Below are 22,785 nucleotides of genomic sequence, written 5' to 3' on the forward strand. Positions count from 1 at the left end.
GCGGCTGCGTCTACGTCGCACCACCCTGCCAACGCGTCCTACCTGGTCACAGCCCTAATGGCGGCTGCCGTACTAGCGATTCGGTCGTGAGCCGTGGGGTGGCGTGTGGGGTGGACGCCGATCCGCCTCGGCGGCGGATCGGCTTTCCCTGTCCTGCTCCGCAGGGGTTCCGTTTCCTCCCCGGCCGCAACGCCGACGTATCCACGGAAGGACTCTGATGACGAGTCACACCTCAACCGGCCAGCCGACCGGCACCGGCAAGGCCGGTACCGGGGTGCTGCTGCTGGCCGTCCTGGTCGCATTCTGCGCCCAGCAGGTGCTGCTGCCGGCACTGGCGCCGTTCGCCCGTGAGACCGGGCTCACCGAGACACAACTCGGCCTGACCATCGGCGCCGCCGCCGCGGTGCTGGTGCTGGCCGCACCCTGGTGGGCACGCCGCTGCACCACGTTCGGGCCACGTGCCGTCCTGGTAACGGGGTTGACGGTCGCCCTGGCCGGTCTGACCGCCTTCGGTGCCGTCGCCACCCTGGCCCTGGCTGGTGACCTCGACCCGACCCTCACCTTCGTACTCATGCTGGCCACCCGGGGGCTGCTGTTCGGGGCAGGGCTGGCTGCGGTGCCGGTCGCCGCGCTCGCCATCGTCGTCGCCGGGTCCAACTCGCAGGAGCGCACCGGGGCGGTCGGCAAGCTGGGTGCCGCCCAGGGGCTGGCGATCGTGCTCGGGCCGGCGATCGGGGCCGTGGTCGCCTTCGCCGGACTGCTCGGCCCGTTGTGGGCCGCCCCTGCCGCAGTGCTGGCCGCCCTGCTGCTCATGTTCGTGTTGGTGCCGCCGTCAGTCACGACCGGGCCGCCGCCCGCCAGCGGCCCGGCCCGGCTGCGGCCATGGGACCCACGGATACGCTGGGTACTGCTCGTCGGGTTCCTGCTCTACACCGGACTGGGCCTGGTCCTGCTGACCATCGGCTTCGCCGTCCAGGACCGTGGTGGCCTCGACACCGACGCGGCCGCCCGGGCAACCGGCGCGATCATCTTCGCCTGCGGCCTTGTACTCGCCGGCACGCAGGGCGTCCTCGTGCCGAGAATCCGGTGGCAGCCGCGCCGGTTGATGCTGGTCGGTGCCCCGATCGCCGCAGCGGGCCTGCTGGCCATCGCGGTGGTGCCCGGCGTCTGGGGCATCGGTGCCGCCATGCTGGTCGTCGCCGCCGGTATGGGGATCGCGACGCCGGGCTACACCGCCGCCCCGTCGATGGTGGTCGAGGAACACGAACAGGCACCCGCCGCAGGACTGCTGACCGCCACCAACGGACTCGCCTTCGTCGCGGGACCGGCGCTGGGCGGCGCACTGTACGCGGCCGCGTACCCGCTGCCGTTCGTCACTGCCGCGACCATGGTGCTGTTCGGGCTCGCACTGCTGCTCGTCGACCGATCTGGCCTGGCGAGGCGCTGACTTCCAGGCGTCGGGCAGCGCCCCCGTCAGGCGGCCGATCCGGACGGTCGGGACCGCCCAGCCGAGCAGATCCACGATCAGCAGTCCCATGCCAACGCAGGTAGCCGTGATGAGCAGTATCGGCGACGAGTCCGGCTACCTCCGTCCGGCGTTCCTCTGACGTCCTTCTGCCGCCGGGCGACCAGCTGGGAGCCTCACCTGCGGCCAGGCCTCGTTCAAGTTCGAACCGCGCGTACGACGCCGAGTTGGCCGACTTCGGTGATGAAACCGGCAGCTGACAGTTCGTCGAGCAGCTGGCCCTGCGACAGCACCTGCCAAGGGTACTCGGCCGAGACCTCACGCACCGTCCGCTCCTCGTCGTCGAGCACCCGGTAGCGCATCGACCAGGTGACCTGGTCGGGTCCGGCCGGTTGTGCGGACCCGCTGCCCCGGTAGCGCAACCGACCGACCCGTACCGTGGTGAACTCGGCTTCGGCCACCGCGACCGCTTCCGACGGCGGCTGCAGGTTCACCACCAGCGGGGCGCCGGACCGCAGCCGGGTGGCCAGCCGCTGCCAGAGCACCCGGCGGTCCGCTACCGACAGATGTCCGATCATGTTGATCGCCAGCGCCGCACCGATCGTCTCCGGCAGATCGACCTGCTCGGCGGTCGCGGCGACGACCCTCGTGCGGGAGGCGAGATCTGGATCGTCGATGATCCGCGTGTGCAGGGCCGCCCGCTGCACCGGCGACGGCTCGACCGCGATGATCTCGCATCCCGGTACGGCCTCGGCCAGGATCCGAACGCCTCGCCCGCTCCCCGCGCCCAGGTCCACAGCGGGCGCATCGGCACGGGCACCGGCGAGCGCCTGCTGAACCGGTGCCCGCAGCGCCCGCCAGGCATCGACGCTCAACAGGTCGAGAAACTCGCCGGAGTCCTGATACTGGTCGAGCAACGGTGACTCTCCTTCTCCGGTCCTACCACCCAGATCGGCGATAGGACCCGAACAGTTACGAACGGTAGCAGTCGTGGGGGTTGACGCCGGTCGGGTCGACCTCGCCGACGACGACCGCCAGGGTGAAGGCGTCCGACAGCACGGTGCCGTCGGGCCGGCTGCCGGTGCGTTCGAACGCGAGGCAGTAGCTGCCCGGCGCGGTGAACATCCAGTTGGCGTGGGCGTAGGTGCCCGCGTTGATCCGGGCCGTGTCCGGCAGCCCGCCGGCGGAGTCGAAAACGTGCACCGGAGCACCGAGCGGACCGGTCTGGTAGACGAAGACGTCACCGGGTCCGTCAACGGCCGTCAACGACCAGGACAGCCCGTGCCCGGCGAGGTCAGCCGGGCTGACGGCCTTCGCGGACCAGCCCAGCCAGAGCAGGCCCGCCTGTTCGGCCTGCGGAAGGCCCCAGACCCGGCTGCCCACCGGTCCGATGAAGGAGTACGTCTCGCTCGGCACCGCCGTCCGGGCCGCCGGCACCAACTGAAGCACCACGTCCGAGGTCTCATGCAGGTACGCGGTGCTGCTCGCTGGAGCGTGGGCGAGCCCTTCGACGGTGCGGTCCCGCACCGTGGTGCGCAGCCCGTCGCCGTCGAGGACCGAGGCGATGTCGACGTACCCACGGTTGAGGATGACCGCACCGGATGCGGTCCGGGACCAGTTCGGCACGTTCCACGGCTCGTTCCCCGGGTCCGGATCGGTTCCGGGTAGCAGGTCAGCGCAGCCCTGCGGGTCGACTCCGGTCGGGTCGACCTCACCGACGACGACCGCCAGGGTGAAGGCGTCCGACAGCGCGGTGCCGTCAGGCCGACTGCCGGTGCGTTCGAACGCGAGGCAGTAGCTGCCCTGTGCCGTGAACGTCCAGTTGGCGTGCACATGCGAGCCGGCGTCGATCCGGGCCGTGTCCGGCAGCCCGCCGGCGGAGTCGAAAACGTGCACCGGAGCACCGAGCGGGCCGGTCTGATGGACGAAGACGTCACCAGGTCCACGGGCCGCGGTGAAAGACCAGGTCAGACCACCTCCGACGAGGTCGGCCGGGCGGATCGTCGCCGCGGACCAACCCGGCCAGAGCAGCCCTGGCTGCTCGGTCTGCGGCAGGTTCCAGATCCGGCTCCCGACCGGCCCGAGGAAGGCGTACGCCTCATCCGGCACGGTTGTCGCGGCTTCCGGAAGCACCTGCAGCACCACGTCCGACATCTCATGCCAGTACGCTGCGTCGCCGTCAGGTGAGTGGGACATCCCCTCGGTGGTGGTGTCCTTCACCCGGATGCGGAGTCCGCCCTCGTCGAGGGTCGAGGCGATGTCGACGTGCCCGCGGTTGAGGATGACCGCACCGGACGCGGTCCGGGACCAGTTCGGCACGTTCCAGGGGTCGTCGACCGGGTCAGGTTCGCCGCCGGGGACAGGCACCTCTTCAGGCCGCGTGGGCCGTCCGCCGTCGACACAGGTCTTCGTCAGTGTCTCGTCGTCGTGGGTGAAGGCGGCACCGGGGTAGGTGCCGTCGAGGTTCGCGCGGACGGTGGGGTCGAGTGGGCCGTCGACGACGAACGTGAGCGTCTTACGATCCACCGCTTCACGGCCGTCGGGCAGGTCCGCCGCCCATTCCAGGGTCAGGCAGTACTTCCCCGGCCGGCTGAAGGACCACCGGACGGCACTGTTCGTCTCACCACCACCGGCGCCCGGCCACAACCGGTGCGGCTCATTCTGGCCGGTGGCGGTGTTGAACACGAACGGCCCGCTCTGCGTGAGACCGTGCGACAGCGCCACGTTGCCCGGACCTGCCACGGAGTGCAGCGACCATCGCAGGTCACCGTCGAGCTGCTCGGGTCGGATCCCGGTGGTGTCCCAGCGGATCACCTGCATGGAGTTGCCGTACACGCCGGTGTCGAACCCGGGTACGTTGCCGGTGCCGGCCCGGAACAACGCAGCCGGGCGGTGGAAGATCACGCTCTCCGGGTCGTGGGGCACGCCGGGTGCGGCCAGCGTCGGGTCAAGGACCGCGAGCTGGGTCTCCAACTCTCCATCAGCGACCGTGCTGACCAGGGAGGACCCGGCCGCACCGAGCACGAACGGCGTCGATACCGGGTCCGGTGCCGGCGCGGCGGCGCCGCGCTCGGGGTAGTCCCGGGTGCGCCCACACGGCAGGACGGTGGACGCGTCGATGTCGTTCCCGACGGCGAGGGTGAGCTGCTGCGCGGCCGAGATGCGGTGTCCCTGCGCGATCTGCGCTTCCAGGGTCATCGCGACGCAGTAGATGCCAGGCTGGGTGATCGACCAGTTGAAGTGGGCGTGGGTGTACAACGGCACCCACCGTGCCGCGGGTAGGCCGAGTTTCGTGCTGAACACCGGTAGGTCGATGCGCTCCATGCCGATGCCGGCCCGTTGGGGTTGCCCCTCCCACAGCACGACGTCGCCGGGGGCGGGCTGGTCGCCTGGGCCGGTGACGGCGTCGACCCGCCACAGCACCCTGTCCTGCTCCAGCCCGGCCAGGGTCGGCGACTCGGTGCTGAGCCCGGCCCACGGCGCGCCGGTCTGCTGGCCCAGTGGCAGGTTCCAGTACGACGTGGCCGGCGGGGCGATGAAGGACCAGTCGTCACCGCGGCCGTACGCGGCAGGGGTGGTCAGTTTGACGGAGTCCGGGACGACCATGACCAGATCGTCGTACTCGATCCACTCGGTCCGGAATTCGCCGGGGACGTCGTACCTGGCCTGTAGCGACAACGTGTCCACGCCGCCGACCGGGTCGATCCGTGCCGCGATGGCGTCGATGTGGCCGTCGCGGACCACCCAGTCGGCGACCGACGGACCACCGGGATCGGTCGGATCGGTGGGGTCCGTCGGATCGGTCGGATCACCGGGGTCGGTGTTGCCGGGGGTGTCACCGCATCCGGCGTCGGAGGCAATCTCGTCACCCACCGCGACGCGCAGCCGCACCGAGGCGCTCGCGGTGGCGCCGTCAGCCAGCAGCGCGCTCGTCGTCACGGTCAGGCAGTACATCCCGGCCGCGGAGAAGCGGAAGCGGTCGTTGATCGTCGCACGGGGTGCCAGCTCGATCGGGGTCGCCCCTTGCGGGGTGCCGTCACGCCGGACCCCGGTGCCGAACCGCGCGCCAGCCGGAGCGTTCGGCTCCGGGGACAGGAACGGCAGGTCGGGAATCTGGTAGAAGGCGAAGTCGCCCGGACCGGTCACCTCCGAGAAGGCGAAGGAGATACGGCCACCATCGGCGAGCAGGTCGTCGTAGTAGTCGAAGCCGGCGACGCCCCGGGTGGACAGCGACAACTTGACCGCCGTCGAACCGGTCAGCCATCCCTCGGTCGCGTAGCCCGGCGATCCCGCCACGCCGAGCCAGGCGTACGCCTCGGCGTCCGGCACCGGGTAGGACGCCTGCTCCGGGATCCGGAACCGCAGTACGCCGCCGGTTACCTCGGTGATCTCACCACGGTCAGCGACACCGATGACCATCGGACCGCCCTCGACCGGATACGAGGTCAACTCGTACTCACCTGCGGAGACCTCCGGCGATGTGGTCGCGACAGCCGGCGATGGAGCAGAAATCAGCGGGGCCACGACGGCGGCCGCCGCCAGCACCGCGTACGTCGACCTCGGTGCCCACCGACACCGACCAACAGACTCCACGGGATTCCCTTCGATTTCTACGGCCCTGTTCGCCCGGGGGCGGGGTGGCCCGCGTCTCGGGCCACCCCGCCCCCGGCCACAGATCAGGGGACGATGACGAACTTCGCTGCCAGCCAGTTCTGCGTGGACAGCGGCGCGGAGGCGGAGAATCCGAAGTACAGGTTGTACGTCTGCGGCGTGGTCGCCTTCGACGGTGCGTAGAAGCGCCACTCGAAGTGGCTATGATCTCCCGACCCGAGCGTGAACGTGCCCGACGACGCGCCCAGCACCTGCGAGCCTGCTGAGTCGAACAAACGGACGTCACCCGGGTTCGCGCCTGCGGCGCTCATCCACACCGCCCCGCTTCCCGGGCAGGCTCCTTCGAAGTTGAACCCGACCCACGGTGCGGACGACTGCGTCGCCGAACCGATGTCGATCTTCCAGTATCCGGCGGTCCCGGTCGTCGGCACCCAGGTCACGGCGGTGCTCACGTCGTCGTAGACGAACGCGTAGTTGTGCATGTCCACCGGGTTGATCGGCGTACCCGAACCGATCTTCGTGGTCAGCGCGAGCGTCGGGCTGGACGGGCACTCGATGTTGACGATGTCGATGTGGCCAGCGGAGATGTCGTTGGTGGCGTAGACGCCAGCATGGGCAGGCGACCCACTCGCCACGGCCAACAGGAATCCACAGGCGCCGGCCGCCAGCGTGGCGACCACGCGCCGTCTCGCTCCACGCAGAAGACTGACATTCCTTGGTGTCTGGACAACAGTCATGTCTCGGTCGCCTCTCGCTAGCTGGGGGGGTGAAGCCGCTGATGAGTACGTGGTGGACGCGGAACGACTCGCCTGTGCCCCACATCCCAGATCTTGTTGAAAATGAGTACCATCTTCATCTAAGGGGACCAGCCGCCGTCCTGTCAAGACCAACTAGTCGGAACAGCAGAGTGAGCACCGCACCCGTCACATCGCGACGGCCATGTCACATCCTCCGAACCACCAGGCACCGACAAACCAGATCCGTCGTGGACACCACGAGCTCGGGATTCCGCTATCACGGACCGATCCCGCGAGGCACCCGCCGCCCAGTAGGCGACGTCGGCCAGTAGCCCGTCCCACCCTGACCCGACGATCAAGCCAGGATCGCGACGGGACACCCGGTACGCAGCGCCCAATCACCGACCTGGGCTGCGCCGCCCAGTCTGAAACGCTCACTACCGCTACGTGAGCAGGAGTTCCTCGCGAAGGACGATCATGTAGTTGGAGATCAACTCGGGCCTCGGACACCAGTTCTGGTGGAGTTTTACTGATCATGAGTCGGACTCGGCTCCGCAGCTGTGCACGCAGGATATACCCGCTGTAACAGGTGATCGTCGGCACCGGCGAGCCGCACATCGCTACCGGCGCGGCACCCAGCCCTGATTCACGCCGGTACGGCGAAGTCGGGCACGTTGATCGTGGGATGCTCGGCGAGTACGGCACGTGCCAGCGCGTACTCCTCCTCGCGCAGCACCGGTGTCTCGGTGCGCTGGCGGCTGGCCCGGGACAGCGCCGTGCCCTCCTGGGAGTCGGCCGCGAACGTCCGGTACGCGGCGTCGATCTCGTCGGCGGGCAGTCCACAGAATGCCAGCACCGCGGCCAGCGTCGCCGACAGATCGGCGGTGAGGTCCTCGTAGCGAACCGGCCGGAGGGGCACGCCGGCCCGGCCCAGCCGCAGGCAGGCCTCCATCGCGGAAAGCCAGGTGAGCAGGTACGCCTCGACCGGGGCGGGTTGGCGCTGGTGCCGGACGGCGAAGGGCATCAGCAGCGGCGCCTGTGCGGTGACGTACCGCAGGATCGTCTGCTGATCCTGGAGACCGGACAGGTGCGGGGTGAAGCCCTCGTGCATCGACTCCAGCCACCGTTCGGCGTGCCGGTAGAGAAAGATGCCACGGGCGTCGGGGAAGACCTGCTGGAACAGGTCGGCGAGTTGGATGCCGCTGGCGCGGAACTTGACGGCCAGCGTCCCGGTTCCCCGCCCGAGCAGCCGGGCGCAGCTGCGGAGCAGCTTCGCGTACTCGTCGTCACGGGTGGGATCCTCGTGCCGCGACACGGCGATCTGAGTGAAGACGTCGGGCTCGGAATAGCTGCGGACGCCGGTCACCGCACCGAGCGCGTGGCTGAGGGCGGTGGAACCGCAGCGACCCACGGAGTAGACCAGGATCGGCCGCACCGGGTCCGGCACCTCCTCGGCGATCCGGTGCAGCGTCTCGTACGGCACGGTGAACAGTCGCCGCGCGTTCCGGTACTGGGCGAGGTAGACGAATGGCGCCCTGGTCAGGTCGACACCTGGGGCGGTCTCGACGAAGTACGCCAGCTGGTCGTCGATGTCGAGGCAGTAGAGACTGACGTCCGGTCGGTGCAGCAGGTCCCGCGCCGGGAGCTGCCCGTCCGCGCGTGTCACGAAGTTCTGCGGTACGGCGGGGAAGAACTCGCCCGGAGCCACCTTGTCGACGATCCGTAGTACCTGCGCGATCATGCCGTCTCCCGTGGTCGCTCGTCGCGGCCGGCGAGCTCGCGCAACAGGTCCGCCGCGCGCTCCACCCCACCGGCCTTACGGCTCTGATCGCCCCAGTACCGGCTGCGCTGCCGGAAACCGTCCTCCGACAGCAGCCGGAGCAACTTGCCGGCGACCTCGTCCGGGTCCACCGTGGGCGGGTCGTCGAGAGCCAGTCCGACGCCCGCGTCGACGGCCCGGGCCGCGATGTCGTAGCAGTCCAGCCAGAACGGGGTGAGCAGCATGGGTTGCCCGAAGTAGACGCCTTCGTGGAAGCCGTTCGCCCCGCCGTGGCAGACGAAGGCCCGTACGTGCGGGTGGGCGAGCACGGCCAGCTGGGACGGAATCCACTCCTCGGTGCGGACGTGCGGGGGCAGTGGCTTGGTCAGTGCCGCGCGCTGGTCGGCCGGGAGTTTCCACAGCACCCGGTGTCGCGGGCCGATCCGGTTCAGTGCCTCGGCGAACGCGTCAAGCTGGGCGGTTGAGAGGGTGGCGAGGGTACCCAGGCCGACGTACACAACGCTGGGATGCTGGTCCAGCCAGGCGGTCAGTTCGTCGACGGGCTGGCCGGGCCCGGTGACGTCGGTGGGCACGATCGCGCCCAACAGGTGCAGATGGTCCGGCGCGGGAAAGGGATACTCCAGCCCGAACACCGTGTAGCCGAAGACAGCGGCCGCGACGGCGGCGTGCTTCGCGGGGTCGCCCGACGCGTTGGCCAGCCCCAGGGTCCGGCGCCGCCGGGTCGGTCCGGCCACCGCACGCAGCAGCGCCAAGTGCAACCGTACGCGGAACAGCGCATTGGTCAACTTCTGTGTCCTGGTCAGCCGGCGCGGCAGCCCGGAGGTGGGCGTCGGATAGTTCCACGGCAGGCGGCTCAGGTAGACGGCACTTACCGGATAGGGCACGCTCAGCACGAAGGGCACACCTGCGGTGGTCGCCGCGTCGAGCGCGCCAAGGTTCATCACGTCGATGACTATCAATCGTGGGTTGACCCGATCGATCTGGTTCAGGGTCCGCTGGTAGACCCGCGCGGTGGCATCGGCCGTACGCATGGTCCGGGCGAGTGCGGCCACGCCGGCGGTGGTACGTGGCCCCCGGGCCATCGCGGCGTACAGCTCGCCGTCGATCCGCACGGGGGTGTCTGCGCCGGGAAGGTACCGCAGCGGGCTGCCGATCGTTGCCGACTCGACCCGGTGCCGGGCCTCGGCGTCGACGCTGAACCAGAGGTCGGGTTCCCCCCGCCGAGACATCTCGGCGGCGATGGTCAGCAGCGGGTTGAGCTGTCCAGAGTGGGACGAGCTGGCGAACATGATCGGTCGGGGCGACGGCGCGGGCCCGATCATGACCGCAACCGCACTGGCAGGTGGTCGTAGCCACGTAGGACGCGGGTCGGCCGACGCCGTGGCACGCCGCCGAGCGCCAGGTCGGGGTACCACTCGAACAGGCTACGCAGCCCGATCTCGCCTTCGAGCCGGGCCAGGCTGGCACCGAGGCAGTAGTGCGCACCGCTGGAGAAGGAGAGGTGGTCGCGCGCGTTGAGCCGGGTCACGTCAAAGCGGTCCGGATCGGCGAAGATGGCCGGGTCCCGGTTGGCCCCGCCCAGCATCGGTATCACGATCTCGCCTCGGCGTAGCCGTACACCGGCCACCTCGGTGTCGGCCCGGCAGTACCGGCCGGTCGTCTGCACCGGGGAGTCGTAGCGCAGGATCTCCTCCACCGCGTTGGGCCACCGGCGCGGCTCGGCACGCAGCAGGGCAAGTTGTTCGGGGTGAGCCAGCAGCAGCGCCGTGCCCGTGCCGAGGAGGTTCACGGTCGTCTCGAAGCCCGCAGCCATGAGCAGTCCGGCGAGGGCGACCAGTTCGTCCTCGGTCAGTCGTTCACCCTCGCTGTTCGGCAGCACCAGTTGGCTCAGCAGGTCATCACCGGGGTCGGCGCGCAGGTTGGCGAAGTGTCCCCGCAGCCAGTCGTTCAGCTGCCGGGTTCCCGCCTCGACGCGCCGAAACTGGCCGAGGGACAGTCCCAGGTCCAATGCTGGCGATACGGCGGCGCCCCAGTCCAGAAAGCGTTGCCGCAACAGTGCCGGTACGCCGAGGATCTCCGCGATCATGGTGACCGGCAGCAGGCTGGCGTAGTGCGCGACCAGGTCCACCGGCCCGCCGTCCGGCGCGGCCCGCCCCAGTTCGTCGAGCAGGTCGGCGCAGTGCCGCTCGACGCGGGGTCGGAGGCTCTCGACCGCCCGCGCGGTGAAGACCTTGACGACGAGCCGGCGGTAACGGGTGTGCTCGGGTGGGTCGGTGACGAGCATCGACGGCGGGTCGATCGGCCCGACCGGCATCCGGCGTCGGCCGAGGTCGCGCAGCATCGCGATCGGGGCGGGCATCGGCAACGTGTCCGGATCGACACTGAATGCGTCGCTGCGGAGCACCTCGGTGGCCACGTCGTGTCGGGCGGTGCTCCACGTCAGGTGGCCACCTACGAGCGCACCGGTCTGGCGGACCTGGCGGTAGAACGGGTACGGGTCCTCGCGAATCATCGGGTCGAGGAAGTGGCGGGCCTGTGGATCATTCCGGCGTGCCGCGGCGGCGACGCTGAGCCGCAGCAGTCCGTGCCGGGTCGCCCACCGGAGGAAGGTTCCTGGCCCGGCCCTCGGCACTCCCCTCGTCCGGTGCGCGATGCCGGCTTCAGATCGTCGATCCGACGAGTCCACCCGCCCCATTCCCTTCCAAAACCGCTGGTGACCAGAGCTGAACACCGATACGTCAACCCCGGCCCGACATCGATGCTGTTCATTGGTTGTCGAGTGCGCCGACCCGAATACACTTATACAGCAGTCGATGGTCGGTGCGCAACGCCTCCAGATTGGCCGACATCAGGCTCGAGTGGCGAGGATTGACTCGTGGCGATGGCATTGCGTAGCCTCTCGGGTATGCTGACCCAGCGTGATCAACTGGGCGGCTGTGACACAAAGCCACACTCGAACGAGTTGCGCCGCGCGTGCGCCAGGAACAGGCTTCAGGAAACAGCCGAGTACGGTCTTCGCATGGACTCTGCCGTCACGAGGGCGCTCCGTGGTGGCCAGGTTTCGACTGCAGCAGCGTCGCCTGCACATTGACCCGGTTCTTGATCATGATTGATCCGCAAAGGTCCAGGTCAGTGAGCGGCAGCGAGTAGAAGGTGCCCCGTGATGGACTCAGGTCGGACGCCGCCAACCACCTACCAATCAGACATCTGGGTCGCAAGTCGCTTATCTCCTGATCTTCCACAGTTTAATGTATGCGGATACGAACAGTTCGTCGGCCCGATCGACCACGAGCTCCTGCTGTCCTGTATGCAACAGGCCCTACAACGGAACGACGCGTTTCAACTACGTTTCGACGAGGAGAACGGGCAGCTCGTCCAATGGGTGGAGCCTGAGTCGGCGGTGGTCGAGGTCCATGATTTCACCAACGCACCCGACCCTCACCAGGCGTGCCATTCCTGGATGGCGCAGGCGTTCTCCCAGCCGTTCAAGCTGCGCCGCAACCGGCTGTACCGGGTGGCCCTGCTCCGGGAGAGCGAGTCCGTCGCCTACGCGTACCTCAACGCGCACCACCTGGTCACCGACGGCTGGGGCGCCCGGCTGTTGCTGCGGCAGCTCTGCGCCGGGTACGCGGCGGCCGTCACGGGAGCAGAGCCTGCGGCCGACCGTGCTCCCTCCTACCTGGACCTCGCGCGAAGCACTGTCGACTACGCCGGTTCTCCCCAGCGACAACGCGACGTCGAATACTTCCGCGCCAGCCTCGACGGAGTCACCCCCGCGCTGTTCGCTGGCCGGACCGCCGGTCGCTACCGGACCGCCCGGCACGGCTTCCCCCTGCGTCCGGAGGTCGTCGACCGGATTCGGGCCACCGGCCAGTCACCGTTCACCTTCCTCGCGGCGGCCCTCGCGGTCTACCTCGGCCGGATACACCGCACCGAGCAGGTCGTACTCGGCGTACCGGTGCTCAACCGGAGCACGTACGCGCAGCGGCAGACAGTCGGACACTTCGCCAACGAGCTACCGGTACCGGTCGCGGTTCCCGGTACGCACACCATGCTCGACCTGGTAGCCGAGCTGCAAGGGACCCTGCGCTCGTTGCGTACCCACCAACGCCTGTCCCGGGGCGAACTGCTGCGCGAGATCATGCCACCGGGCGGGCCCCGGCAGCTCTACGACGTGACTCTCTCCTGGCTGCGTTGGCCACGACCGGAGCCGATTCCCGGCATCACCCACCGGACGGTGGCCGCCAGCCGGCTACACGAACAGGACGCCCTGGCCGTGCTCGTCAACGAGTACGACGACGGCGCGCTGACGGTCGACCTCGACTACTCCCTCGACGTGTTCGACGGGGACTTCCCCGTCACGGCGCTGGCCCGGCACCTCGAGACCCTCATCGTCAACGCGCTCGACCGGCCCGGGGAGCCGTTGGCCCGGATCCCGATGCTCACCGACGCCGAACGCGACCTGGTCACCGGGGCGCACGCCGGCAGTGAGGTCGAGTACCCGACCGAGGCGACGCTGCACGGCCTGTTCGAGGAACAGGCCGCCCGGACACCCGACCGGGTCGCCGTGGTGGCGGACGGCACCGGCGGCACACTCAGCTACGCCGAACTCGACGCCCGCGCGAACCAGGTGGCACGAGCGCTGCGCGCCGACGGCGTCGGCCCCGACGACCGGGTGGCCATCCTGGCCGAACGGGGGGTGCCCCTGATCGCCGGGATCCTCGGCACCCTGAAGGCGGGCGGAGCCTACGTTCCCATCGACCCGGACCAGCCGCCGGCCCGGATCCGGCGGTTGCTCGTCGACAGCGGCGCCAAGGTGTTGCTGACGACCGCGCACGCGGAGCGGGAACGCGGGGACCACGACGTCGTCGCGGACCTGACCGTACGCCACCTCGACGCGCTGACGACCTGTCCGAGCGACCCGGTCGGACCACTCGCCCGGGCCACCGACCTCGCCTACGTCATCTACACCTCGGGATCGACCGGCGAGCCCAAGGGGGTGATGGTCGAGCACCGCTCGGTGGTCAACCGGCTCGCCTGGATGCAGCGTCAGTACCCTCTCACCGGCGACGACGTGCTGGTGCAGAAGACGCCGGTCTCGTTCGACGTCTCGGTGTGGGAGCTGTTCTGGTGGGCGCTCGCGGGTGCCCGGCTCGTCCTGCCTCGCCCCGGGGCGCACCGGGATCCTCGTACGCTGGCGGCCATCGTGGCACGGCACGGCGTGACGGTCATCCACTTCGTACCGTCGATGTTGGGGCCGTTTCTCGACCTGCTGGCTCAGGCGCCGGACCGGCGTCGGCAGGCCGACACGCTCCGGCTGGTCTTCGCCAGCGGCGAGGAGCTGCCCGCCCGGCGGGTCGACCAGTTCCACCAACTGTGGCACCCGCCACCAGGCGCTGATCCCACCACCAGGCCACGGCTGGTCAACTTGTACGGGCCGACCGAGGCGACGGTCGACGTCTCGCATCACGAGTGCCACCACGATCCGGACCGGCCGACGCGTCGGGTGCCGATCGGCCGCCCGATCGGCAACGTCCGGCTCTACGTACTGGGCCCCGACGACCAGCCCCAGCCGGTGGGCGCGGTCGGCGAGCTGTGCGTCGCCGGGGTCGCCGTCGCCCGGGGTTACCTGGGACGCACCGGAGCTGATGGGGCGGGAGCCGGCGATGCCGGAGCCGATGGGGCGGCCCCGACCGCAACACGGTTCGTCACCGATCCGGTACGCGGCGAGGGCCGGATGTACCGCACCGGTGACCTCGCACGCCGGCTCGCCGACAGCAGCCTCGAATACCTTGGCCGCATCGACGGACAGGTGAAGATCCGGGGAAACCGGGTCGAGCCCGGCGAGGTCCAGCAGGTACTCGCCAGCTACCCGGGGATCCGGGAGGCGGTGGTCGTGGCCCGTACCTCCGCCAGCCGGGACGCCTACCTGGCCGGCTACTACGTGGCGGAGACGGATCTCGATCCGGTACGGCTGCGCGGCCACCTGCTGCGCCAGCTGCCGGACTTCATGGTGCCCGCCCTGTTCGCCCGGCTGGACCGGGTTCCGCTCACCCGCAACGGCAAGCTCGACGTCGAGGCGCTGCCCGACCCCGTGGCTCGGCAGCAGCGGGAGCTCGACCAGCAGCCCCGCGACGACGTGGAGCGGACGCTCGCCGCGATCTGGTCGCAGGTGCTCGACCTGCCGTCGATCGGCGTCCACCAGGACTACTACGCCGTCGGCGGCGACTCGATCCTGGCATTGCGGGTGCATGCCGAGGCGCAGCGGCAGGGCCTGCACTTCACCCTCGCCGACCTGGCCGAGCGGCCGACCGTGGCGGCGCTGGCGAGCAAGGTACGGCACCTCGCGCCGGCCGACCAGCCGACCGACCCGGCCGCCCCGTTCGCGCTCGTCTCCCGGCTGGACCGGGCCCGGCTCGGCGAGGCGGCCGACGCCTCCCCGGCCACCGCGCTGCAACTCGGCCTCCTGTACCACAGCAGCGAGCACGAGGCGGCCACCGCCTACCACGACGTCTTCCGCTACTCGGTCCGGATGTCGTGGCACGAGGAGGCGTTCCGCACGGCGTACGACCGGCTCGTCGCCCGGCACCCCGGCCTACGCTCCTCCTTCGACCTGGGCGGCTTCACCGAGCCGCTGCAGATCGTGCACAACCGGATCGCCGGCGGCCTCGACGTGGTCGATCTGCGCACCCGCGATCCGGAGGTCGCCCGCGCCGAGGTGCTGGCGCACATGCGACAGCGGCGCCGCCACCGGTACGCCTTCGACCGCCCCCCACTGTTCCTGTTCCGGGCGCACCTGCTCCCGTCCGGTGTGGTCGACCTGGTGTTCAGCTTCCACCACGTCCTGCTGGACGGCTGGAGCGTGGCCACCGTCATCGGTGACCTGTTCCGCGACTACCTGCACCTGACCGGCGCCGCGATCGCGGCGGTCAGCGAGACGGCGCTGCCCGCACCGGCCGCGTACGCCGCCGAGGAGCGTCGGGCGCTCGCCTCGGAACCGGCCCGACAGTTCTGGGCCGACCGGCTCGCCGGTGCCGAGCCGACCCAGCTCGACGGCTTCCGGCAGTACGAGCCGCCGGGCGCCGACGAGCCGCCGGTCCACCTGGTCGCCCTGCCGCAACCCCTGGAGCAGCGAGTACGCGCATTCGCCCGCGATCACGGTCTGCCAGTGAAGTCGCTGTTCCTCGCCGCCTACTGCCTGACGGTACGGCTGTACTCCGGTGCCACCGACGTGACCGTCGGGCTGGTCACCCACGGCCGCCCGGAACTGGCCGGGGCGGACCGGATGGCCGGGCTGTTCCTCAACACGGTGCCGCTGCGCCTCGGGCCCGGACCCGAGCCCGCCTCCTGGCTGGCGACCGTTCGGCAGGTGTACCGGCGGGAGCAGGAGTGCCAGCCGTACCGGCGGTATCCGCTGCACGCCATCCAGCACGACCGAGGTGCCGGGCCGGTGTTCGAACTCGCCTTCAACTACGTGCACATGCACGTCCTGGCGCCACTGCTCGAACTGCCCACGATCGAACCGCTCGGTTTCGACGCCTGGGAGGAAACCAACTTCACGCTGTTGCTGAACGTGTTCGTGCACCCGGCGGAGCAGCGCGTGTCGCTGCGCATCGACGCGGACCGCCGGACTATCACCTGGGCGCAGAGCGGCCTGATCGCCGACACGTACCTGCGGATCCTCGGCCGGATCGTCGATGAGCCGGACGCCGTACCGGACTTCGGGTTCCTGGCCGCCCCGGCCGGGGCGCTGGCCACGCCCGGGCCGAGCGGCACAGCCGGGCCGAGCGGCACAGCCGAGCCCACCGGCACGCCGGGCGGGGCGCACAACGACATCGTCCGCCGCCTCGCCGACCACGTACGGCGTACCCCGGAGGCCGTCGCGGTCGCCGCCGGAACCCGGCGGTGGACGTACGCGCGGTTCCACCGCGAGGTCGACCGGATCGCCTCCGCGCTGGCTTACGCCGGCGTACGGCGGGGCGACCTGGTCGGGGTCGCGGTGGGCCGCTCCCCCGAGATGATCGCGTCGATCTACGGCATCGCCCTGGCCGGGGCGGCCTGCGTCCCGCTGGACGTGACCTACCCGCCGGAGCGGATCGCGGCGATGCTCGCCCAGGCGCGACCGGCCCTGGTCGTCGCGGACCGGCAGCACGCCGGACTGATCGGCGAACCGGCCACGGTGCTCGTCGTGGACGACCTCCGTACGCCGTCCCGGGCGATCGTGCCGGCTCCGCTGCCCCCGATCCGGCCGGACGACCTGCTCTACGTGCTGTTCACCTCCGGTTCGACCGGTACCCCGAAAGGGGTGGCGATGTCCCACGCCGCCCTCGACAACTACCAGCAGTGGCAGGTAGCGGCGGCCAGCTCGGCGGCGGGCGGCGTCACCCTGCAGTTCGCCCCGCTCAGCTTCGACGTGTCGTTCCAGGAGATCTACACCACGATCAGCGCCGGCGGCACCCTCCAGATCATCGACGAGTTGCAGCGCCGGGACACCCCGGAGCTGCTGCGGCTACTCGACCGCGAATCCGTCGAACGGATCTTCGTGCCGTACGTGGCCCTCCAGCAGCTCGCCGAGGCCGCGGTGGTGCTCGGGATCTATCCCCGGGCGCTGCGGGTGGTGATCTCGTCGGGCGAGCAGTTGCGGGTGACCTCCGAGATCCGCCGGTTCGTCGCCGCGCTGCCGGCCGGCGCGATCCTGGAGAACCAGTACGGACCAACCGAAACCCACCTGGTCACCGCGTACCCGATGGCCGGCGACCCGGAGCGCTTCCCGAACCTGCCCCCGATCGGACCGCCGATTCCCGGGGTCGACGCGTACCTGTTCGACGAACGGCTACGCCCGGTGCCGACCGGGGTCGCCGGGGAGCTCTACTTCGGCGGGGTCCAGGTGGCGCAGGGCTACTACCGGCAGCCCGAACTGACCAGCCAGCGGTTTCTGCCCAACCCGTTCGGCCCGCCCGGCGACCGGATCTACCGCACCGGCGACCTGGCCCGGGTGCTGCCCAACGGCGACCTGGTCTGGCTGGCCCGTACCGACACCCAGACCAAGATCCGGGGCTTCCGCGTGGAACCGCTCGAAGCCGAGATAGCGATCATGAAGCTGGCCGCGCAGCATCCGGGCATCCGCGAGGCCGCGGTGGTGGCGCGCCGGCGGGACAGCGTCGATGCCTTCCTGGCCGCCTTCCTCGTCGGCGATCCAGCCCGGGTCGACCTCGCCGACCTGCGTCGACGGCTGCGGGAAACGCTGCCCGAACACCTCGTTCCCACCAATTTCAGCTGGCTACCCGAGATGCCGCTGACGCCGAGCGGCAAGCGCGACGACCGCCGTCTGCGGGAGCTGCCGCTGCGGGTGGAGACCGCCCGGCCGGTGGCGCCACGGAACCGACGCGAACACGTTCTCGCCGAAATCGTCGCGGACCTGCTGCACCTGCCGCAGATCGGCGTCGACGACAACCTGTTCGAACTGGGCGCGACCTCACTCACCGCGATGCGCCTGGTCACCCTGATCGAGAAGCGGTACGACGTCGCCGTACCGGTCTCCGCCTTCGTCACCGCCCCCACCGTGGCCAGCCTGGCCGAGCTGCTTCGGGTCGGCGGCGCGGACCCGGCGGCGTTCGACCCGCTGGTGCCGATCCGCGCCGGCGGCGGCCGGCCGCCGCTGTTCCTCGTGCACCCGATCGGCGGCAACGTCCTGTGTTATCTCCAGCTCGCCCGACAGCTGCCCGGCGATCAACCCGTCTACGCGCTGCAGGCGGCCGGTGTCGACCCCGGGACCAAGCCGGTGCGGTCCGTGCCGGCGCTGGCCGCCAGCTACGTCGCGGCGATCCGCCGAATCCAGCCCGACGGGCCGTACGTGATCGGCGGCTGGTCGTTCGGCGGCGTGGTGGCCTTCGAGATGGCCCGCCAGCTCGGCGCCGCCGGAGCTGGCCCGGTCGAGCGGCTCATCCTCATCGACCCGATCGCCCGGCGGCCGGGTGATCCGGTGCCGGTCGCCGACGACGTGCTGCTCGACTGGTTCTTCTGGGAGCTGATCCCGCTCGATCAGGACCGGCCGTCGCTGGAGCCGATCCCGGCGAATCTGGTTACGCCTGAGGAGAAGCTCGACTTCGTCGCCCGCCGGGCCGGCGCCGCCGGAGTGTTGCGCCCGGGCGGGTCGCGGGCGGCGGTGCGGCGGCTGTTCGAGGTCTTCAAGGCCAACTGGGAGGCGATCATCACCTACCACCCTGAGGTCGTCGACCAGGACATCACGCTGTTGCGGGCCGGCGACCCACTACCGACGCTGCTGGTACCGATGCACGACATCGCCGGAACGCTGCATCGCGACCCCCGCAACGGATGGGGCGAACTGACCACCGGCCGGATCGACGTGCTCGACGTACCCGGCAACCACCTGGCGCTGATGGAACCGCCGTACGTGGCGGGCGTGGCGGACCGGATCGCCGGGCTGTTGGCTGACTCGTCGGCGTGGTCGGCCGCCCGGGTCGAGTCCAGCCCGGTCGGCGGTGCGCAGTGACCGCGCCCAAGGCGTTGATCGTCGGCGCGGGCATCGGCGGGCTGGCGGCGGCGGCGACGCTGCGGCGGGTCGGCATCGACGTCGAAATCTACGAACAGGGCGCCCAACCGCGACCGGCCGGGTCGGCGCTGTCACTGACCGGCAACGCGCGCGTCGCACTGCGCACCCTCGGCATCGATCTCGACGTCGAACGGCGGGGCCGGGTGTACCCGGCACTGCAGCTGCGCACCGCCGCCGGCCGCCTGATCAGGACCGTTCCGTTCGCGCACCTCGGCGATCGGGTCGGCGCGCAGAGCGTCGCCATCCACCGCGCCGAGCTGCATCAGGCCCTGCTCGCGGCGGCCGGCGACCCGCCGGTGCGCCTCGACGCGGCGGCCCGGCGGTTCCAGCTGGCCGGTGACCGGGTCCGGGTCGAGTTCCGCGACGGGCGGACCGCCGAGGGCGACCTGCTCATCGGCGCCGACGGATTCCATTCGGTGGTCCGCCGGCAGATCGCCGGGCCCGAACAGCCCCGCGAGCCCGGGTACGTCTGCTGGCTCGCGACCGTCCCGATGCGGCACCCGAAGATTCGGGACGGCTACGCCGCCCACTACTGGGGACGGGGCCAGCGGTTCGGCCTGGTACAGCTCGACGGCGACCGGGTCTACTGGTGGGCAACGTTGAACATGGCACCGGCCATGGCCCGCGACTGGCGGGGCGGCAAGGCCGACATCGAACGGGCGTACACGGGCTGGGCCGAGGAGGTCCGGGCCGCGATCGCCCGGACCCCCGAGTCGGCGATCATCGCCGTGCCGGCACGGGACCGGCCGTTCCTCGAACGCTGGGGCCACGGGCCGGTGACGCTGCTCGGTGACGCGGCACACCCGATGTTGCCGAGCCTCGGTCAGGGCGCGGCGGTGGCCGTGGAGGACGCCGTCGTCCTCGCCCACTGCCTGCGTCAGGCGGTCGACCTGCCGCTGGCCCTGCGGCGTTACGAGGCCGCGCGACGCGAGCGGACCCGCTGGATGGTCCACCAGGCGTACGCGCTGAGTCGGGTCGAGCAGCTGGCCCACCCACTCGCCGACCTGGCCCGCCGCGTCTACCTGCGCTGGCTGCCCGGTCGTCTCCTCGACCGACGCAACGAGATCGCGCTCACCTTCCCCGGTGTGCGCGACGAGACGGTGGCACCTCGATGACCGCGCCGGCGGGCGGTCAGTCGCCGACCGAGGTGCGGCGGGCGCTGAGCCCGCTCGAACGCTGGTACTGGATCGCCGATCAGGTCTCGCCGCTCAACGTCATCGCCCGCGTCCAGGTACGCGGGCCGCTGCCGGAACCGCTGCTGCGCGCCGCGCTGGACCGACTGCGCCGGCGACACCCGCTGCTGCGGGTGGCGATCGCCACCGAGCCGGACGGGCGTTCCCCCCGGTTCGTGCCGACCGACCGGCCGATCCCGCTGCGCCTGGTCGCCGACGACGAGGCAGGCTGGGAACGGTGGGTCAACGAGCACGAACTCGTCGACCGGGTCGACTGGCGTAGCAACCCGCTGTGCCGGGCCGTGGCGCTGACCCGCCCCTCGCGCGCGGTGGCCGACGACGAGGTGCACGACCTGCTGCTGACCATGCCGCACTGTGTCGCCGACGGCACGACCGTGCTCTCCCTGCTGCGACAGTGGATCGACCTCGCAGAGCAGGAGCGTTCCCGTGCCGCGGGCACTGACGGCGGCGGGGACACCGAGCCGGGTGAGCCGGCGCTGCCCGGTTGCGAGGCGATGTTTCCCCGACGGTACCGGGGCCTGGTCGGGAGGCTGCGGCTGCGGTGGCTGCTGGCCCAGGACCTGTTCCGGGTACGCCGGTACCGGCCGGCCCGGGTCGCACCGAGCCGCTTCGTGCCGTTCACCGAGCGACGTACCCGGCTGATCTCCCGGGCCCTCGCCCCGGCGCAGGTCGAGGCGCTGGTAGCGGCCTGCCGCAGGGAGCAGACCACGGTGCACGGCGCGCTCGCGGCGGCGATGGTGCTGGCCGTGGCCGCAGAGGCCGGCTCACCGGCACCGGGACACGTCACGATCGGTTCCCCGATCACCTTCCGGGACTCGCTGGTACCCGCCGTACCCGAGCAGGCCGTCGGCACGTACGTCGCCACCGTGCCCACCTTCGTCGCGTACCGTCCGGACCGCCCCCTCTGGGACGTTGCCCGGTCGATCGGTGCGGATCTCGCGGTCCGCCGCCGGGCGGGTGGCCACTTCGCCATGGTCGACCTGGTCACGATCTCCTGCCCGAGGTCGGTGGCCACCGCCGGGCGGTTCATCGCGATGATGGAACGGACCGGACCGGTCAACCTGTGCCTGTCCAACATCGGTCGGTACGACTTTCCCGACCGGGTCGGGCCGTGGCGGCTCTCCGGTGCCCAGTTCGTCGCCGGACTGTCCGTGGTCGGCTACTTCGTATCCACTGTGAACACCAGCCACGGGCAACTGTTCTGGAACTTCACCTACGTGCCCGACGCGCTGTCACCGGATCGGGCGGCCGCGCTGGTGGCGGCGAGCGTCGACGCGGTGCTCGCCGCGATCGACTCTCAATCGGAGCGGAGCCGGCCATGAGCAAGGGACCGCGACGCATCTCCCCGACAGGCCGTACCGTGGTGGTCACGGGCGCGTCGTCCGGCCTCGGCCGGGAAGCGGCGCTGCACCTGGCCCGGATCGGTTTCCAGGTCTTCGCCGGAGTACGCGCCCCGGCCGACGGCGAGCGGCTGCTCGCGGAGTCGTCGGGCGGCCGGCTGCATCCGCTGCGCATCGACGTGACCCGATCGGAACAGATCCGGCAGGCGGTCGACGAGGTGACCGGGCGGCTCGGCGACACCGGACTCTGGGGTCTGGTCAACAACGCCGGTGTCGCCCAACCCGGTCCGTTGGAGTGCCTGCCCACGGCAGCGCTGCGGCGGCAGTTGGAGACGAACGTGATCGGCCAGGTCGAGACGATCCAGGGGTTCCTGCCGCTGCTGCGGGCCGGCCGGGGCCGGATCGTGAACGTCACCTCGGGGCTCGGCCGGGTCGCGCTGCCGTACCTCGGCGCGTACGCGGCGGCGCAGTTCGCGAAGGAGGCGATCAGCGACAGCCTGCGGCGCGAGCTGCGTCCGTCCGGCGTCACGGTGTCGGTGGTGCAGCCGGGCGCGATCCGTACCCCGATCTGGGAGAAGCTCGACCAGGCCGGCGAAGAGGTCATCGACGGCGTGCCGGAGTCGACCGTGGCGTTGTACCGGGGTCCGTTCCGGGCCTTCCTGCGCGACAACGCACGCCAGGTGCTCCGCAGCAGGACCACACCTGCGCGGTACGCCCGGACGGTGGCTCGCGCCCTCACCGCGTCCCGGCCGAAGACCCGCTATCCGGTCGGCCCGGACGTCCGGTTCGCCAGCCTGGCCGCCCGGTTGTTGCCGGACACCCTGATCGACCGCAACCTCGCCGCGCGGGTGCGGCCCCGCGAGGGCTGACCCACGGCCACGCGGTGCCGGGCAGAGACCAGGCCCGGCCCGGCCCCGGAACCTCGGCTCGTGACGACCGACCTCGAAAGGTGGACACCGTGGACATCGACCAGCAGACCCGGGCGCAGGCGCAGGAGGTGTTCGCCCGCAGCCTCGAGTACATCACCGCAGGACGCATCCGGGAGTGGGTGGAGCTGTTCGATCCGGCCGGGGTGCTGGAGTTCCC

General features: G+C 70.7%; 11 protein-coding genes. 5 read left to right on the forward strand and 6 right to left on the reverse strand.

From position 1 onward, the window contains the following. Positions 1-217 precede the first annotated feature (217 nt). Positions 218-1,447, forward strand: coding sequence for an MFS transporter (locus tag ACFHWT_RS29210; protein WP_416597881.1), 1,230 nt, complete (start codon positions 218-220; stop codon positions 1,445-1,447). Positions 1,448-1,662: 215 nt separating this feature from the next. Here the strand turns inward: ACFHWT_RS29210 and ACFHWT_RS29215 are convergent, their stop codons facing one another. From ACFHWT_RS29215 to ACFHWT_RS29240, 6 genes are all read right to left on the reverse strand, one after another. Then, positions 1,663-2,382, reverse strand: coding sequence for a class I SAM-dependent methyltransferase (locus ACFHWT_RS29215; protein ID WP_416597882.1), 720 nt, complete (start codon positions 2,380-2,382; stop codon positions 1,663-1,665). A gap of 55 nt (positions 2,383-2,437) precedes the next feature. Further along, positions 2,438-5,914 carry a choice-of-anchor M domain-containing protein gene (locus tag ACFHWT_RS29220; RefSeq protein WP_416597883.1) on the reverse strand — a complete coding sequence of 1,159 codons (3,477 nt, stop codon included), beginning with the start codon at positions 5,912-5,914 and terminating at the stop codon, positions 2,438-2,440. 227 nt (positions 5,915-6,141) lie between these two features. Then, on the reverse strand, positions 6,142-6,756 hold the full coding sequence (locus ACFHWT_RS29225; RefSeq protein WP_416597884.1) for a hypothetical protein: 615 nt from the start codon (positions 6,754-6,756) through the stop codon (positions 6,142-6,144). A 703-nt stretch (positions 6,757-7,459) separates the two neighbouring features. After that, on the reverse strand, positions 7,460-8,554 hold the full coding sequence (locus ACFHWT_RS29230) for a sulfotransferase (protein WP_416597885.1): 1,095 nt from the start codon (positions 8,552-8,554) through the stop codon (positions 7,460-7,462). Further along, positions 8,551-9,915 (reverse strand): glycosyltransferase, encoded by a 1,365-nt coding sequence (locus ACFHWT_RS29235; protein ID WP_416597886.1) that lies wholly within the window; start codon positions 9,913-9,915, stop codon positions 8,551-8,553. Before ACFHWT_RS29235 ends, ACFHWT_RS29230 begins: the two co-directional genes overlap by 4 nt. Continuing rightward, positions 9,912-11,225 (reverse strand): cytochrome P450, encoded by a 1,314-nt coding sequence (locus tag ACFHWT_RS29240; protein ID WP_416597887.1) that lies wholly within the window; start codon positions 11,223-11,225, stop codon positions 9,912-9,914. The genes ACFHWT_RS29235 and ACFHWT_RS29240 overlap by 4 nt, the downstream gene beginning before the upstream one ends. A 531-nt stretch (positions 11,226-11,756) precedes the next feature. On the opposite strand from ACFHWT_RS29240, the gene ACFHWT_RS29245 reads away from it, so the two are divergent. The 4 genes from ACFHWT_RS29245 to ACFHWT_RS29260 are packed head-to-tail and all read left to right on the forward strand — an operon-like array spanning position 11,757 to position 22,568. Continuing rightward, complete coding sequence (locus ACFHWT_RS29245; protein WP_416597888.1) at positions 11,757-19,106, forward strand: amino acid adenylation domain-containing protein; 7,350 nt, start codon at positions 11,757-11,759, stop codon at positions 19,104-19,106. Then, positions 19,103-20,281: an FAD-dependent monooxygenase gene (locus ACFHWT_RS29250; RefSeq protein WP_416597889.1), complete on the forward strand. Its 1,179-nt coding sequence runs from the start codon at positions 19,103-19,105 to the stop codon at positions 20,279-20,281. Before ACFHWT_RS29245 ends, ACFHWT_RS29250 begins: the two co-directional genes overlap by 4 nt. After that, positions 20,278-21,681: a phthiocerol/phthiodiolone dimycocerosyl transferase family protein gene (locus ACFHWT_RS29255; RefSeq protein ID WP_416597890.1), complete on the forward strand. Its 1,404-nt coding sequence runs from the start codon at positions 20,278-20,280 to the stop codon at positions 21,679-21,681. The genes ACFHWT_RS29250 and ACFHWT_RS29255 overlap by 4 nt, the downstream gene beginning before the upstream one ends. Next, positions 21,678-22,568: an SDR family oxidoreductase gene (locus tag ACFHWT_RS29260; protein ID WP_416597891.1), complete on the forward strand. Its 891-nt coding sequence runs from the start codon at positions 21,678-21,680 to the stop codon at positions 22,566-22,568. The genes ACFHWT_RS29255 and ACFHWT_RS29260 overlap by 4 nt, the downstream gene beginning before the upstream one ends. The last annotated feature ends 217 nt before the right edge of the window (positions 22,569-22,785 follow it).

This window comes from Micromonospora sp. LOL_021 (assembly GCF_048060215.1).
Classification (GTDB): Bacteria; Actinomycetota; Actinomycetes; order Mycobacteriales; family Micromonosporaceae; genus Micromonospora_E.